This is a genomic window from Amycolatopsis sp. NPDC004378 (assembly GCF_053602455.1).
Genome location: NZ_JBSGDR010000005.1, coordinates 72,644 through 87,916, shown reverse-complemented (window position 1 = coordinate 87,916; position 15,273 = coordinate 72,644). Strand labels below are relative to the sequence as shown.

The window sequence follows — 15,273 nt, the reverse complement described above, 5'->3', positions numbered from 1 at the left end:
CGAGGAGAAACCGATGCGCAGAATCGTTTCCGTCGCGAGCGCGGCCGCGCTGGCCGCGCTCGGCTTGGGCCTGACGCCCGCCGAAGCGGCGCCGGACCACCCGGACGCCGAGGTGGCGGGCGTCGCCGCGGCCTTCGGCCTCACCGCGGACCAGGCCCGCGCGCAGCTCACCGCCCAGGACGACGCCCACCGGCTGGCGGCGCACCTGCCCGCGGCGGTGCGCGCGGCTTCGGCCGGCCAGTGGTTCGACGCGGCCGCCGGGAAGCTGACCGTCGCCGTCACCTCGCCGTCCGCTGCCGGACAGGCGCGGGCCGCGGGCGCCGCCGCGAAGGTGGTCGCGCGGAGCCAGGCCGACCTGGACCGCACGGACGCGGCCGTCCGGGACCTGGTCGGCACGGGCGTCCCCGGCGTCTACGGCTGGGGCGTCGACGTGCGGGGCAACGAGGTCGGCGTCGACGTCGACCGGACGAAGTCGACGGCCGCGACCGAGAGCTTCCTTTCCCGCGTACGGGCTCTCGGCGTCCGGATCACCGAGACGACGTCGTCGCCGCGGCAGCAGTCCGGCACGATCCAGACCGGCAACCCGTGGTGGCCGGGCAGCGAGAGCAACTGCTCGGTCGGATTCCCCGTGACGGATTCGAGCGGGGCCAAGCACTTCCTGACCGCGGGGCACTGCACCAACGACCGCGACCAAGCCGCGTACGGCGCTGCGGGGCAGCAGAACAGGATCGGCACGTCGAACGTCGGCGGCACCCACAGCGTCAACGCCCGCGAAGGCGACATGGGTGTCGTCGCGGTGACGGAGGCGGGCTGGAACCTTTCGGCGTCGGTGAACACCTGGGGCCAGCCGGCGGTCACGCTCACCGGCGCGGCCGAAGCGATGGTCGGCGACCGCGTCTGCCACTCCGGCAACACCTCCCACTGGCAGTGCGGCGAGGTCAAGTACACGCACAAGTCCGTCGACTACGGCGGCGGCCTGGTCATCGACGACCTGACCTGGACGACGGCGTGCTCCCTCGGCGGCGACTCCGGTGGCGGCTGGCTGCTCGGCGACAAGGCCACCGGCCTGCACGACGGCGGCCCGTCGCAGTGCGTCGACAACCCGTCCGACGGCGACCTGTCCCTGTTCCAGCCGGTGCTCGAGGCGCTGGCCAAGTGGCAGCTCAGCCTGGTGACGAGCGGCGGCACGACGGCGCCGGGCGCGCCCGGCAACCCGCGGGTGACCGGCACGACCGCGACCAGCGTCTCGCTCGCCTGGGACGCGCCGACCGGCGACGTCACCGCGTACGACGTCTACAACGGCTCCGCGCCGGCGACGAGCGTCGCGGGCACCAGCGCCACGGTCACCGGGCTTTCGCCGGACACGGCGTACACGTTCACGATCAAGGCGCGCGACGCCGCGGGCAACACCTCGCCGGCGAGCGCCGCGGTCTCGGCCCGGACCCAGGCCGGGGGTGGAAGCCGGACGCTGACCAACGACACGGACTTCGCGATCCGCGACTACCAGCAGGTGTTCAGCCCGATCGTCTCGACGCTCACCGGCCAGGCGGCGGCGTCGGTGTCGGTCGCGGTGACGATCCGCCACACGTGCGCCGAAGACCTCGGCGTCACCATGCTCGACCCGCGCGGCCGTGCGTACGCGCTGAAGTACAGCGGCGGCAGCACGTGCACGCCGTGGAACGGCGCCCGCACGTTCACGGTCCCGGGCGTCGCCTCCCCGGCCGCGGGCAAGTGGCAGCTGCGCGTCACCGACTACGGCCCCGGCGATACCGGCACCCTCGACACGTGGTCCCTCACCCTCTGAACGCCATGAGGGGCACCTTCGCGGTGAAGGTGCCCCTCCTGGCCTTGCGTCAGTCCAGGGGCAGGTTGAGCAGGGCGTTCTCGACCAGCTCCGGCATGGCCGGGTGGATCCAGTACTGGCGGCGCGCCATCGAACGCGCGTCCAGGCCGAAGCTCATCGCCTGGATCAGCGGCTGGATCACCGACGACGCCTGCGGCCCGATGATGTGCGCGCCCAGCAGCTGCCCGGTCGCCGGGTCGGCCAGCAGCTTCGCGAAGCCCGTCGTGTCCTCCATCGCCCAGCCGTAGGCGATCCCGGCGTAGTCCTGCTTCGAGACCACATAGGACACGCCGAGGTCGCGCGCCTTCTGCTCGGTGAGCCCGACGGAGGCGACCTGCGGGTGGGTGAACACCGCGTGCGGCACGAACCGGTGGTCGGCGGTGATCCGCTCGTCGGGGTGCAGCAGGTTGTGCTGCACCACGCGGGATTCGTGGTTCGCGACGTGCTTCAGCTCGTGCGGCGAGGAGAGGTCGCCGAGGGCGTAGATCCCCTCGACCGCGGTCTCCTGGTAGTCGTCGACCACGACGTGCCCACTGTCCATTGTGGTCACTCCGGTGGCGGCGACGTCGAGCAGGTCCGAGTTCGGCTTCCGGCCGGTGGCGATCAGCAGCAGGTCGCCTTCGACGGTCTCGGCGCCCTGCGGGCCTTCGAGGTCCAGGGCCACGCCGGTGTCGGTCTTGCGCGCCCGGACGGTCTTGCGGTCCAGGCGGACGTCGAAGCGCTCGGCGGCCAGTTCGGTGAAGCGCTCGCTGACGTCTTCGTCCTCCGAACGCAGCAGCCGTCCCGAGCGGTTGACCAGCGTGACCCGCACGCCGAACGAGGCGAAGACGTGCGCGAACTCGGCCGCGATGTACCCGCCGCCGAGGATGACGATGCGCTCGGGCAGTTCGTCGAGCCGCATGACCGTGTCGGAGGTGTGGTAGCCGACGGTGTCCAGGCCGGGGATCTCGGGGATGACCGGCCGCCCGCCCGCGGCGAGCACGAACCTGTCGGCCGTCAGCACCTCGTCGGGACGCCCGTCGGCGAAGCTGACCCGCAGCTCCTTGTGCCCGGTGAACGTGCCGGTGCCCTCGTAGACGTCGACGTTCGCGTTGTCCTCGTGGCTGCGGCGGTACTCCGCGCCCCCGGCGGCGATCGGGTCGATCCGGCCGAAGATCCGGTCGCGGATGTCGCGCCAGCGGACGCCCTTCAGCTCTTCGTCGACGCCGTACTTCGCGCTGTGCGAAGGCGTGTACGCAACATCGGCGGCGTACACGAACATCTTCGTCGGGATGCAGCCGACGTTCAGGCAGGTGCCGCCGAAGGTGCCCTTCTCCACGATCGCCGTCTTCTTGTCGGCGAAACCGGGGCCGAGGATCGAGTTCCCCGATCCCGTCCCGATGATCACCAGGTCGTAGTGGGGCACTGCATCCTCCGGGGTCCGTTCGGTCGGTTCACCCTAGCCAACCAGGCTCGGAAAGCCGATGTTCCCCGTTGTGCTTAACGTCGTATTACGTGGTCAGTGGCCGGTCGCGGTGAAGTGCATCCGGTCGGTCGGGTCGTGCCAGGCGCCGCCCCAGCTCCACCCGGCCGCCGCGAACGCGCGCACGGTCGCGTCGCCGGCCAGCACCATCCCCGGCCGGCGGTCCGCGCGGTCGACGTAGGCCGAGGCCAGCTCGGGCAGCACGAGGTCGCCCTGGGTGTAGGGGTTGCAGAACGGGTTGACGTCGACCGCGAGCCCGTAGGCGTGCGCCGACCAGTTCGTCTGCCCGTGGGCGGGGCGGCAGACGAACGCGCTGGTGTCGTTGCCGTCGCCGGTCGGCGGCGCGGTGAGCTCCGCCGGGCTGGTGATGCGCATCTCCTCGAGCGGGAAGCGCGCCGCGAAGAGCTGCCCGAACACCCGGGTGATCCCGGCGGCGCCGGACGCGTTCACCAGCAGCTCGCCGGTGTGCGCGCGGCCGTCGAACCCCCAGAACGACATCGTCAGGTAGCGCAGGTCGGTGGAGTTGACCGGGCAGGCGGCCTGCCAGGTGCTGCGCGCGAGGACGTCGGCGGGGACCGCGCTGATCGTCGACGCGTACCGGTCGCCGGCCGGCGGCGGGAGGACGTCTTTTGTCGGAAGTGCCCGGTTCACCAGTTCGGGTGGCGTCGGCTCGATCTCACCGAAGCCGTCCGGGCGCCGGGGGAGGGGGCGGGCACCCACCTGCCAGGTGACGGCGGGCGCGCTCGACGTCGCCGGCGCCGGCGTCGTGACCCCCGTCGTGGGCGTGGTCCGCGGCGGCGCCGGGGCCGCGGACGGCGGTGTCGAGGGCCCTTCCGACGAGCACGAGGCCAGCAGCAGGGTCAGCACCGCCCCGAACGTCGCCGTCGCACTCCGTCGCATCCGGCCAGCTTGGCAGAAGCGGTCGGTGAGCGCGGAGTCCACCCGTTCCAGTGACACCGTTTTGGGCCCCCTCGGATTAGGGTATTGAGCGCACATCGTTCACGCACCGGAGTCATCCGGGTGCCGAGTGCTCTGTCTTCTGCTGTGCCGAATGAGGGGAACGACCCATGTCCGTGAAGTCCCGCCGATCCTTGCTGCTCGCGAGCGGCGCGCTCCTCGCGGTCGCCGCGGTGGCCGTCCCGGTGGTGGTCGGCACGGCTTCGGCGGACCCGGCGTCCGCCAACCAGCCGCGGATCGTGGGCGGTGACAAGGCTTCGCTGGCCGACCACCCGTACGCGGTGTACCTGACCGACTCGGGCGGGAACCAGTTCTGCGGCGCGGTGATCGTCAGCTCCACGGCGGTCGCGACGGCCGCGCACTGCGCCAAGGCCGTGGCCAAGCAGGACATCCGCGTGGTGGCGGGCCGCGAGGACAAGCGCACCGACGACGGTGACGTCCTGAGCGTGTCGAAGGTCTGGGTCAGCAAGGGCTACAACGACCCCACGCAGGGCAACGACATCGCGGTGCTGACCGTTCGCGGCCAGCTCGGCTACCGGCCCGCTCAGCTGCCCGGCAGCGGTGACGCTTCTTCGTACCGCGAAGGCACCCAGGCGACGGTGCTCGGCTGGGGCCGCGTCGCCGACGGCGGCGACCGCTCCGACTACCTGCGCAGCGCCCAGGTGCCGGTCGTGTCGGACAACGCCTGCAAGTCCGACTACGACGTCTACGACCAGAAGTCGATGGTCTGCGCCGGGTACCCGAACGGCGGTGTCGACGCCTGCCAGGGCGACTCGGGTGGCCCGCTCGTCGTGGGTGACACGCTGATCGGCATCGTGTCCTTCGGCGACGGCTGCGGCAAGGCCGGCAAGCCGGGCGTCTACACGCGCGTCTCGGCGTACGTCGACGACATCCAGGACCAGGCGAAGCCGCGCATCTTCTGAGCGTGGTAAGCAGGGGGCATGCCGACCCTGCACGATGCGACCGGGCCCGAGCTGACCGCCGCCCAGCTGCACGACATCCTCCGCCTGCGCGTGGACGTGTTCGTGGTGGAGCAGAAGGCCGCCTACCCGGAGCTCGACGGCCGTGACCTGCTGCCGGACACCCGCCACCTGTGGTTCTCGGACGCCACCGGGGTCACGTCGTACCTGCGGGTGCTGCTCGACCCGGGCGGCGTCCGCCGCATCGGCCGAGTGGTGACGGCGGCCTCCGCGCGCGGCGCCGGCCTGGCGGCCCGCCTGATGGACGCGGCCCTGACGGTCCCGGGCGAATACGTGCTGGACGCGCAAACGTACGTCCAGGGCTTCTACGCGCGCTACGGCTTCATCGCTGAAGGCCAGGAATACACCGACGACGACGGAATCCCGCACATCCGCATGCGCCGCCTCCCGCACTGACGCCGTGATGCCCCTTCAATCACGCGTGATGCCTCTCTGATCACGCGTGATGCCCGTCCAATCACGCGAGACGTCCGGTGCGGTGTGGCTCAGCCGGTCGCGCCGCGGGGTGCCGTCGCCGTGATCACCTTCACCGCACGGTCCACATCGGACTCCGTGAGGTCGGCCCGCGCGGTCAGCCGCAGCCGGGAAATGCCGTCCGGCACCGACGGCGGCCGGAAGCAGCCGACGCGGATGCCCTGCTCCGCGCACGCCGCCGCCCACGCGACGGCCGTCTCCGCGGACGGCGCCTGGACCGAGATCACCGCCGCGTCCGGCAGGCTCACCGTCAACCCGGCCGCCTTCAACGACATCGCCAGGTTGCCCGCGTTCTCGACGACCTTCTCCGCCAGCCCCGGCTCTTCCTTCAGCGCGTGCAACGCGGCCAACGCGGCCGCGGCACTCGCGGGCGCCAGAGCCGTGTCGAAGATGAAGCTGCGAGCGGTGTCCACGAGGTGCTTGATCACGCGACGCGGCCCCACCACCGCCCCGCCCTGGGCACCGAGCGACTTCGACAGCGTCAACGTCGTGACGACGTCGGGCGCGCCTGACAGCCCGGCCGCGTGGACCGCGCCGCGGCCGCCTTCGCCGAGGACGCCGAAGCCGTGCGCGTCGTCCACCAGCAGCGCCGCGCTGTGCGCACGGCAGATCCCGGCCAGCTCGCCGAGCGGCGCGAGGTCGCCGTCGACCGAGAACACCGAGTCCGTCACCACCAGGGCGCGCGGCTTGCGCCGGGTCGCCAGCGCGTGCTTGATCGCCGACGGCGTCGAGTGCGCGACCGCGGCGACGTCCGCCCGCGAGAGCCGGCAGCCCTCGATCAGCGACGCGTGGATGTACTTGTCCGTGACGATCGCGGCCTCGGCGCCCGACAGCGCCGTCACCGCGCCGAGGTTGGCCGCGAAGCCGGAGGAGAACACCAGCGCCGCCTGCGCGCCGCAGAACCGGGCGAGCTCAAGCTCCAGCTCGGTGTGCAGCTCGGTCGACCCGGTCACCAGCCGTGACCCCGTCGAGCCGGCGCCCCAGCGCAGCGCGGCGGCCGCGGCGGCGCCGGCGACGCGCTTGTCGCGGGCCAGCCCGAGGTAGTCGTTGCCGGCCAGGTCCAGCTCGTCCGCCTGCGCGGGACGCGGCCGCAGCTGCCGCACGAGTCCCGCGTTCGCCCGCTTCTCCGCCTCGGTGTCGAGCCAGTCGAAAACCTCTTCGGGCGGGAGCGTCGGCGGCGTAGTCACGTCCGGCAGTCTCCCATCCGGGCCTCGCGCGACCGCGCAGCAGGGCCCGGAAACGCCGGAAGCCCCGGACCGCGGGGTCCGGGGCTTCCGAAGGACGAGATCAGCTGTCGTAGCCGCGACGCGGGCCACGGCTCGGGCGGCCGTAGCCACCGCCGTTGCCCGAGCGGGGCTGACGGCCGCGGCCGCCGAAGCCGCCGGGACGGCCTTCGCGGTGACCGTGCCCGTCGCGCGACCCCTGGTAGCCGCGGTCGCCACCGCGCTCGCGGTCGCCGTAGCCGCCGCGGTCGCCGTAGCTCCCGCGGTCACGGTCACCGTGGTTGCGGTCGCCGCGGTTGTAGCCACCACGGTCACCGCCGCGGCCGCCGAAGCCGCGGTCGCCGCGGAAGCCACCGCCGCGACGCGGGTTCTCGCGCCGCCGCTCGACCACCGGCTCGCCGCTGGGCTCCTGGGCACCGGTGATGCGCGACAGCGCGTCGTCACCCGGGCGGACCGTCGTGGACTCGGCGCGCACGCCGGCCCGGTCGGTCATCCGCTTGACCATGCGGCGCTGGTCGTGCGTGACCAGCGTGACGACCACACCGGACGCCCCGGCGCGCGCCGTGCGGCCCGCGCGGTGCAGGTAGTCCTTGTGGTCGGCCGCCGGGTCGACGTGCAGCACCAGCGAGATGTCGTCGACGTGGATGCCGCGCGCGGCGACGTCCGTGGCGACCAGCACCGGGGTGTGGCCTTCCTTGAAGTCGGCCAGGACGCGGTTGCGCTGCCCCTGCGTCTTGCCGCCGTGCAGCGCCGCCGCGTGCACACCCTGCTCGCGCAGCCGCTCGGTGAGGCGGTCGACGTGGTGCTTCGTGCGCACGAACATGATCGTGCGGCCCTCGCGGGCGCCGATCTGCGTGACGACGTCCTGCTTGTCCTGGTGCGACACCTGGAGCACGTGGTGGTCCATCGTGTCGACGCTCGCGGTCGACGGCGCGACCGAGTGCGTCACCGGGTCGGTCAGGTACTGGCGGACCAGGCGGTTGACGTCACCGTCGAGCGTCGCCGAGAACAGCAGCCGCTGCCCGCCCGGCGGGGTGAGGTCGAGGATCTCGCGGACCTGCGGCATGAAGCCCATGTCCGCCATCTGGTCGGCCTCGTCGAGCGCGATGAAGTTGCAGTCACCGAGGTGCGCGGTGCCCTGCCGGACGTGGTCCGACAGCCGGCCCGGGGTGGCGATCAGCAGGTCGACGCCGCGGGACAGCGCGTCCGCCTGGCGGGCGAAGGCCATGCCGCCGACGGCCGTGCGGCACCACAGGCCGAGCGCCTTGGCCAGCGGGGTCAGCGAGTCGGCCACCTGCATGGCCAGCTCGCGGGTCGGGACGAGGATCAGCGCGCGGGGACGCTTCGGGCGGGCCTTGCCGCCGTCGAGCCGGGCCAGCATGGCCAGGCCGAAGGCGAGGGTCTTGCCCGAACCGGTCTGGGCGCGGCCCAGCACGTCGCGGCCGGCCAGGGCGTCCGGGATGGTCGCGGACTGGATCGGGAACGGGGTGGCGATGCCCGCGTCGGCCAGCGCGCGGAGCAGCGGCTCCGGCAGGCCCAGCTGGGCGAAGGTCTTGGTGGCCACGGTCTCGACGGCGTCGTCGCGCAGCATGTCCCCGCCGGCGGCGCGCTGGCGCGGCTTGCGGTCGGGACGGTCCGCGCGCGCGGACGTCGAGGAAGGGCCGGAGTTGAACGTGACGGTCACAAATGCCTCTCGGACGTGGTTCGTCACAAGGAGGCCCGGGCTCCCCGCGCGCAGGCAGGGCAAGATGGTGTGCGATGGGCGTTCACAGGGACGGACCCGGCACACTGTGTCTTGCGCTTGTTCCGACACTGCGCGCCGCTTGGGGGTTACGGATCACCGCGAGCCATTCGGTGGCTTTGGAGGCGACGGACACCAACTACATCCACGCCGCCGGTTGCGGTCTGTATCGATAGTACCTGAGGGGGGCCTGGTCCTCCGCACGGAGGTAACCGGTTGTGGGCGGCGTCGCAGGCGTGTTCCGTGCCACACTCGCGACGCCGCCGTGGAATCACCCGATCCCGGCCGCGGAGACGAGCTCCGCCAGCAGTTCGCCGGTGTTCGTGACGTGCTCGCCGAGCCCCCGGCCGTGGAACCAGCCGGCGAGGTTGCGGACGTCCCGCTCGAGGAACTCGACGCCGCCGGGGTTGGCGACGACGTCGACCACCTGCGGCAGGTCGATCACCATCAGCCGCCCCCGGTGCACGAGCAGGTTGTACGCCGAGAGGTCGCCGTGGGCGAGGCCTTCCGAAGCGAGCAGCTCGAGCGCCGCGGTGGCCTGGTACCAGAGGTCCTTGAGCTCGTCCGGCTCCGGACGCGCCTGGGCGAGCCTCGGTGCGGCCGTCCCGTCGTCCTCGCCGAGGAACTCGAGGAGCAGCTCGGTGCCGTTGCGCTGCACCGGGTACGGCACCGGCGCGCCGAGCGTCCACAAGCGACTCAACGCGGAGAACTCCGCGACGGCCCACTGTTCGGCGATGAGGTTGCGGCCGAACGCCGTGCGGTGCTCGATCGCGCGCATCTCGCGGGAGCGGCGCATCCGCCGCCCTTCGAGGTAGCCCGCGTCGCGGTGGAACAGCTTGTGTTCGTCACTGCGGTAGCGCTTCGCGGCGAGCAGCGCGCCGCCGGTGCCGGGCAGGCCGCGCCGCAGCAGGTGGACGTCGGCCTCCTTGCCGGTCTTGAGGACGCCGAGGTCGGTGTCGACCGCGGCGAGCTCGGTGACGACCCAGTCCGGCCGGGGGAGCGGGCCGTGTTCGGCGTCGTCCCAGGTGGACCAGCGGTCGGCGCCGTCGGGCAGCTGCCGTTCGGTGTAGGCGTCGTCACGGAGCTTGGCGAGGCGGACGCGCTCGCCCTCGGTGAGCCGGCCGCGGCGGGCGGGTTCGGGTTCCTCGACCCGCCCGCGCCGGCGGGCCCGCGCCTGACGGCGGTGGGTGGGGTGGTCGTCGAACGAATCGAAGTCTTCGGAGTCGTGCGTGCGCACTGGTGGGGTTCTCCTTGGTCGGGATTCCCCACCGGGCGCGTGGTCAGCTCCGTGGGGCGGGTGGGTGGGGGCGCGAAAAGGCCCGGACATCCATCACGACGGCACCTCCCCGCTCTCACGCACCGGCTCCCTGCCGGACCCGGTCAGCTTGCCCGACCGTTCCGGGGCCGCGCAACCGAATAGCGCGAACGGGCCGTTCGTGCGCTTTCCTTGAATTCGGCCCGCCGCCGCGGTCACGATGAACGGGCAAGCTCACCCGAGGAGGGGCGGATGGATGCGTACGACGTCGTGGTCGTCGGCGGCGGGCACAACGGACTGGTGGCGGCCGCGTACCTGGCGCGGGCGGGCCGGTCGGTGCTCGTGCTCGAACGGCGCGGGGAGACCGGTGGCGCCGCCGTGTCGTTCCGCGCGTTCGAAGGCGTCGACGTGCGGCTTTCGCGCTACTCCTACCTGGTCAGCCTGCTGCCCCGGAAGATCGTGGCCGACCTGGGTCTCGACGTGCGGCTGAAACGGCGCCGGATGTCGTCCTACACGCCCTCGGGCGGCTCGGGTCTCCTTGTCGACACGGGCGACGACGGCCGGACGGCGGCGTCGTTCCGCGCGGTCACCGGGTCCACATCGGACTTCGCGGCCTGGCGCCGGTTCTACGAGCTGACCGGCGGCGTCGCCGAACGCGTCGCCGGCACGCTCACCGAGCCGCTTCTGTCCGAAGTGGACTTCCGTGGCCGGGTCGGCGACGGCGACGCGTGGTCGCTGCTGTTCGAGCGGCCGATCGGCGAGGCGCTGGCGTCGTGGTTCGGCGACGACCTCGTCCGCGGCGTCGTGCTCACCGACGCGCTGATCGGCACGTTCGCCGCGGCGGGCGGCGAGGACCTGCGGCAGAACCGGTGCCTGCTCTACCACGTGATCGGCAACGGCACGGGCGACTGGGACGTCCCGGTCGGCGGCATGGGCTCGGTCACCGGTTCCCTGGCCGCGGTGGCGGCTTCGGCGGGGGCGCGGCTGGTGACCGGTGCGGAGGTGCTCTCGGTCGACCCGGACGGCGAGGTGCGCTACCGCCGTGACGACGCGGAGCACGTCGTGCACGGCGGGCACGTCCTGGCGAACGTCGCGCCGTCGACCCTCGCGCGGCTGCTGGGCGAGGAACCGCCGGAGCGGCCGGAAGGTGCGCAGCTGAAGGTGAACATGGTGCTTTCGCGGTTGCCGAAGCTGCGCGACCCGGACGTCGACCCGGCCGAGGCGTTCGGCGGCACCTTCCACGTCAACGAGACGTTCACCCAGCTCGAGACGGCCTACCGCGAGGCGGCGGCGGGGCGGATCCCCACGCTGCCGCCGTGCGAGATCTACTGCCATTCGCTGACGGACCCGTCGATCCTCGGCCCGGCCGAACGCGCGGCCGGCGCGCAGACCCTGACGTTGTTCGGCTTGCACATGCCCGCGCGCCTTTTCGAGGGACGCAACGAAGAGGCGCGCGAAGCGGCGTTGCGCGCGACGCTGGCTTCGCTGAACAGCGTGCTGGCCGAACCGATCGAGGACTGCCTGCTGACCGGGCCGGACGGAAAACCCTGCGTGGAAGCGAAGACCCCGCTCGACCTGGAGGCCGAGCTGGGCCTGCCGGCCGGCCACATCTTCCACCGGGACCTGGCCTGGCCGTACGCGTCTGATCCGGCGCAGGCGGGGAAGTGGGGCGTGGAAACGGACCACGAACGCGTGCTGCTGTGCGGCGCGGGAGCGGTGCGGGGAGGTGGTGTCAGCGGCATTCCGGGCCACAACGCGGCGATGGCGGTGCTGGGCCTCCCCGGCGGGTGACGGGCGTCAGATCCGGGCGGCGTCGTGCTCGGCGCACAGGCACCCGACGCCCGGCTCGATCCACTCCCGCCCGGCCCACTCCGGGTGGCGTTCGACGAGCAGCGCCCGCACCTCGGCCGTGATCTCGTCCACGCCCATCGCGGAGTCGCGGCGGTGCCAGGTCTCGTCCCGCAGTTCGCGCAGGTAGTCGCGGACGTCGGTGAGCACCGAGGTGCCGCCGACCTCTCCGTGGCCGGGCACCACCACGCGCGGCTCGCGCGCGGCCAGCGCGTCCAGCACCGCGAGCCAGCCGGTGCCGGTGACGTCCGTGTCGTGCGGCGGGAACCACGGGAGGATCGCGAACTGCCCGGTCTCGGCGAGGTCGCCGGTGAACAGCACGCCGGCGTCCGGCACCTCGACGACCTGGTCGCCGACGGTGTGGCCGCGGCCCGTGGGGCGCAGCCGGACGGTCCGGCCGCCGAGGTCGAGCTCGTGCACGCCGTCGTAGACGACGTCGGGAGCGGGCACCCGGACGCCGTCGAGCCGGCGGGCGACGACCTCGCCCAGGCCGCGGAACATCTCCAGGTAGCCCGGGCCCTTCGCGGCGAGGTCGGCCGCCTGGGCGCGGTTGACCAGGTAGGTCGCCTCGCCGGCGAACACCTGCGCGCCGAAGGCGTGCTCCGGGTGGAAGTGCGTCGTGGTCAGGTACAGGCGGCGGCCCTTCGCGAACTCGGCCGCGAAGGCGAGCACCTGCGAGGCGTTCTCGGTGCCGATGCCGGTGTCGACGACCAGGACGGCTTCGGTCCCGGCGACGACGCCGATGTTGGGCACGAGGTCGACGCGGGCGTTGGGGATCACGAGCAGGTCCGCGGCGAGTTCGCGGGCGCCGCTCACCCGCACGGCGGGATCGGTCAGGTCGGTCATGCCCCCGATTCCACCGCCGGGCCCGCGAGCCGTCCAAGACCGATTGCGTGGTGCCGATACCGGACGCCTATCGTCGCGGGTCATGGAGCTGCGCACGCTGCGGTACTTCGTGGCCGTCGCCGAAGAACGCCACTTCGGCCGGGCCGCCGCGCGGCTGCACATGAGCCAGCCGCCGCTGAGCCGGGCGGTCAAGCAGCTGGAGGCCGACGTCGGCGCCGTGCTGCTCGTGCGTTCCGCGACGGGTGTCGCGCTGACCCCGGCCGGGGCGGCGTTGCTGGAGGAGGCGCGGGCGCTGCTCGACCAGGCCGACCAGGCGCGCGTGCGGGTGGCCGCCGCGGCCGGGGCCGCGACGATCACCGTCGGGATCCTCGGCGACGGCGCGGATCCGGGCGCGGTGCGGCTCGCCGACGCCTACCGCCGCAAGCACCCGGACGTCGAGGTCCGCGTCCGCGACACGGACCTGACCGACCCGACGTGCGGGCTGCGGGCCGGGCTGGTCGACGTCGCGCTGACCCGCGGGCCCTTCGACGAGACCGGCCTGACCGTGCACCGGCTGCGCGCCGACCCGGTGGGCGCGGTGCTGCGCGCCGACGACCCGCTCGCCGCGCGCGACCACCTGGCGCTCGCCGACCTGGCCGCGCGGCGCTGGTTCCGGTTCCCGGACGGCACCGACCCGGTCTGGCAGGCGTACTGGCACGGCGGCGAACCGCGCGAAGGCCCGGTGGTGCGCGCCGTCCAGGAGTGCCTGCAGGCCGTGCTCTGGAACGGCACGGTCGGGCTGATGCCGCTCGGCCACCGCCCGCCCGGCGAACTGGAAGTCGTGCCGCTCACCGACCTCGCGCCGAACCCGGTGGTCGTCGCCTGGAAGGACGCCGGCCCGCTGGTCCGGTCGTTCGTGCGGCTGGCGGCGGACGCGTATCAGACGACCGGCGGGCGCCGGACGTCGTAGAGGTCCCAGTCCAGCTGCCAGAACGCGTCGATGCCGTGCTCGCGGATGTAGCGCCGCTCGGTGTCGTGCACCGGGTAGCAGCCGGCGATGCTGATCGGCGCGCCGCCGATGTCGATCAGCGTGTACTGGTGCGCGTCGAGGCTCGCGGGCGCCGAAACGGCGAACGCGGTCATCTTGGACTCCGGGGCGATCGGCTCGCCGAAGTCGATGGTGTCGCCGTAGACGAACGGGCAGGTGCCGCGCAGCTGCTCGGCGAGGTAGCCGATGGCGAGCGCCCACACCGGGTCGTCGGACCGGACGCTGATCCACAGCTCCGGTTTCACGCCGTGCCAGTCGGGGTGGTCGGCCAGCGAAAGCCCGTACGTCGCTCCGGTGAGGTAGCGCGGCTCCGGCTCGTCGGCGTAGACGAACGCGACGACGTCGTCGAGGCCGGCGTGGGTCGACGGGATCGGCTGCAGCCGGGGTTCGGCGTTCCCGGTCAGGGTGTCGAGATGGGCGACATACCGCTCGGCACGGCTCGGCATGGCGCGCAGCATACGACCGGCCGGCCGAACGCGCGGCGCATCCCGTTGGCCCCGGCGCGGCAGTTTCGGGCAGGGTGGGGGTATGCGAGTCCTCGTGATCGGAAGCGGAATCGGCGGCGCGGCGACGGCCTGGCACCTGGCGGGCCGGGGCGCGGAAGTGGTCGTGGCGGACGCGGCTCGACCGGGGACGGCCACCGAGGCCGGTGCCGGGATCGTCAGCCCGTGGACGTCGCGCTGGGAGGACGCGGTGTACCCGCTCGCCTCGGCCGCGGGCCGCTACTACCGGGAGTTCACGGCGGAGCTCGGGGGCTCGTCGTTCGAGATCGTCGGCGGCATGATCGTTTCGGCCGACGACGCCGAACTGACCGAAGCGGAAGAACGGCTGGCCGGGCGCGCGGCGGACGCGCCGGAGATCGGCGAGGTCCGCCGGCTCGACCCGGCCCAGGCCCGCGAGCTGTTCCCGGCGCTGGCGCCCGGGCTGGGCGCGGTGCACCTTTCCGGCGCGGGCCGGGTCGACGGGCACGAGCTGCGCCGCGCCCTGCTGCAGGACGCCGAGCGCAAGGGCGCGAAGTTCGTCGAAGGCGAGATCGCGTTCCGGGCCGACGGGACGGTCGCGGGTGAAGCCGGCCCGTTGGAAGCCGACAGCGTCGTGGTCGCCGCCGGCGCGTGGAGCCGGGACCTGCTGGCACCGCTCGGGATCGACCTGCCGGTGACGCCGCACCGCGGCCAGATCAGCCACTTCGACCTGCCGGACACGGACACCGCGGCGTGGCCGGTGGTGCTCCCGCGCACGAGCCACTACCTCCTGGCGTTCGGCGGCGGCCGCGTGGTGGCGGGCGCGACGCGCGAGGCGGACGCCGGCTTCGACTACCGCGTGACGGCGGCCGGCCAGCGCGAGGTGCTGGACAACGCGCTGACGGTCGCGCCCGGCTTGGCGAACGCGACGCTGGCGGAGACCCGCGTCGGCTTCCGCCCGGGCACCCCGGACGGCTTGCCGGTGCTCGGCGCGCTGCGCCCGGGCCTGACGGTGGCGACGGGCTTCGGCGCGGGCGGGCTGACGAACGCGCCGTTCGCCGGCAAGCTGGTCGCGTCGATCGCCCTGGGGGAGGACCCGGGCTTCGACCTGACCGCGTTCGCCCCGGACCGGTTCTGACCGGTCTGCCCCACGGGC

13 protein-coding genes are annotated in these 15,273 nt (G+C 73.2%); 6 read left to right on the top strand and 7 right to left on the bottom strand.

What is annotated here, in order from left to right:
• The first annotated feature begins 13 nt into the window (after positions 1 to 13).
• Entirely contained in the window at positions 14 to 1,804 is a 1,791-nt protein-coding gene (locus ACWEN0_RS17970) for a fibronectin type III domain-containing protein (protein WP_451974461.1), read from the top strand.
• A 49-nt stretch (positions 1,805 to 1,853) separates the two neighbouring features.
• Here the strand turns inward: ACWEN0_RS17970 and ACWEN0_RS17965 are convergent, their stop codons facing one another.
• Positions 1,854 to 3,248 (bottom strand): mycothione reductase, encoded by a 1,395-nt coding sequence (locus ACWEN0_RS17965; RefSeq protein ID WP_451974459.1) that lies wholly within the window; start codon positions 3,246 to 3,248, stop codon positions 1,854 to 1,856.
• Between the two features lie 93 nt (positions 3,249 to 3,341).
• Positions 3,342 to 4,205, bottom strand: a complete 864-nt coding sequence (locus ACWEN0_RS17960) for a M15 family metallopeptidase (RefSeq protein ID WP_451974457.1) — start codon at positions 4,203 to 4,205, stop codon at positions 3,342 to 3,344.
• Between the two features lie 167 nt (positions 4,206 to 4,372).
• On the opposite strand from ACWEN0_RS17960, the gene ACWEN0_RS17955 reads away from it, so the two are divergent.
• Positions 4,373 to 5,185 carry a S1 family peptidase gene (locus ACWEN0_RS17955; RefSeq protein ID WP_451974455.1) on the top strand — a complete coding sequence of 271 codons (813 nt, stop codon included), beginning with the start codon at positions 4,373 to 4,375 and terminating at the stop codon, positions 5,183 to 5,185.
• Positions 5,186 to 5,203: 18 nt separating this feature from the next.
• Positions 5,204 to 5,638 carry a GNAT family N-acetyltransferase gene (locus ACWEN0_RS17950; protein ID WP_451974453.1) on the top strand — a complete coding sequence of 145 codons (435 nt, stop codon included), beginning with the start codon at positions 5,204 to 5,206 and terminating at the stop codon, positions 5,636 to 5,638.
• 89 nt (positions 5,639 to 5,727) lie between these two features.
• Here ACWEN0_RS17950 and ACWEN0_RS17945 read toward each other — a convergent pair whose 3' ends face one another.
• From ACWEN0_RS17945 to ACWEN0_RS17935, 3 genes are all read right to left on the bottom strand, one after another.
• Positions 5,728 to 6,903 (bottom strand): 8-amino-7-oxononanoate synthase, encoded by a 1,176-nt coding sequence (locus tag ACWEN0_RS17945; RefSeq protein WP_451974451.1) that lies wholly within the window; start codon positions 6,901 to 6,903, stop codon positions 5,728 to 5,730.
• A 100-nt stretch (positions 6,904 to 7,003) separates the two neighbouring features.
• Entirely contained in the window at positions 7,004 to 8,623 is a 1,620-nt protein-coding gene (locus ACWEN0_RS17940; RefSeq protein WP_451974449.1) for a DEAD/DEAH box helicase, read from the bottom strand.
• A gap of 328 nt (positions 8,624 to 8,951) precedes the next feature.
• Complete coding sequence (locus tag ACWEN0_RS17935) at positions 8,952 to 9,917, bottom strand: serine protein kinase RIO (RefSeq protein WP_451974447.1); 966 nt, start codon at positions 9,915 to 9,917, stop codon at positions 8,952 to 8,954.
• Positions 9,918 to 10,187: 270 nt separating this feature from the next.
• Here ACWEN0_RS17935 and ACWEN0_RS17930 point away from each other — a divergent pair, with 270 nt between their 5' ends.
• Complete coding sequence (locus ACWEN0_RS17930) at positions 10,188 to 11,726, top strand: phytoene desaturase family protein (RefSeq protein WP_451974445.1); 1,539 nt, start codon at positions 10,188 to 10,190, stop codon at positions 11,724 to 11,726.
• Positions 11,727 to 11,732: 6 nt separating this feature from the next.
• On the opposite strand, the gene ACWEN0_RS17925 is transcribed toward ACWEN0_RS17930, so the two are convergent.
• On the bottom strand, positions 11,733 to 12,629 hold the full coding sequence (locus tag ACWEN0_RS17925; RefSeq protein WP_451974443.1) for an MBL fold metallo-hydrolase: 897 nt from the start codon (positions 12,627 to 12,629) through the stop codon (positions 11,733 to 11,735).
• A gap of 82 nt (positions 12,630 to 12,711) precedes the next feature.
• On the opposite strand from ACWEN0_RS17925, the gene ACWEN0_RS17920 reads away from it, so the two are divergent.
• On the top strand, positions 12,712 to 13,578 hold the full coding sequence (locus ACWEN0_RS17920) for a LysR family transcriptional regulator (protein WP_451974441.1): 867 nt from the start codon (positions 12,712 to 12,714) through the stop codon (positions 13,576 to 13,578).
• Here the strand turns inward: ACWEN0_RS17920 and ACWEN0_RS17915 are convergent.
• Positions 13,548 to 14,102: a suppressor of fused domain protein gene (locus ACWEN0_RS17915; RefSeq protein WP_451974439.1), complete on the bottom strand. Its 555-nt coding sequence runs from the start codon at positions 14,100 to 14,102 to the stop codon at positions 13,548 to 13,550. The genes ACWEN0_RS17920 and ACWEN0_RS17915 overlap by 31 nt on opposite strands.
• A gap of 82 nt (positions 14,103 to 14,184) precedes the next feature.
• On the opposite strand from ACWEN0_RS17915, the gene ACWEN0_RS17910 reads away from it, so the two are divergent.
• The gene (locus ACWEN0_RS17910; protein ID WP_451974437.1) at positions 14,185 to 15,255 is read left to right on the top strand and encodes an NAD(P)/FAD-dependent oxidoreductase; all 1,071 of its coding nucleotides are present in this window, start codon (positions 14,185 to 14,187) and stop codon (positions 15,253 to 15,255) included.
• Positions 15,256 to 15,273: the final 18 nt, after the last annotated feature.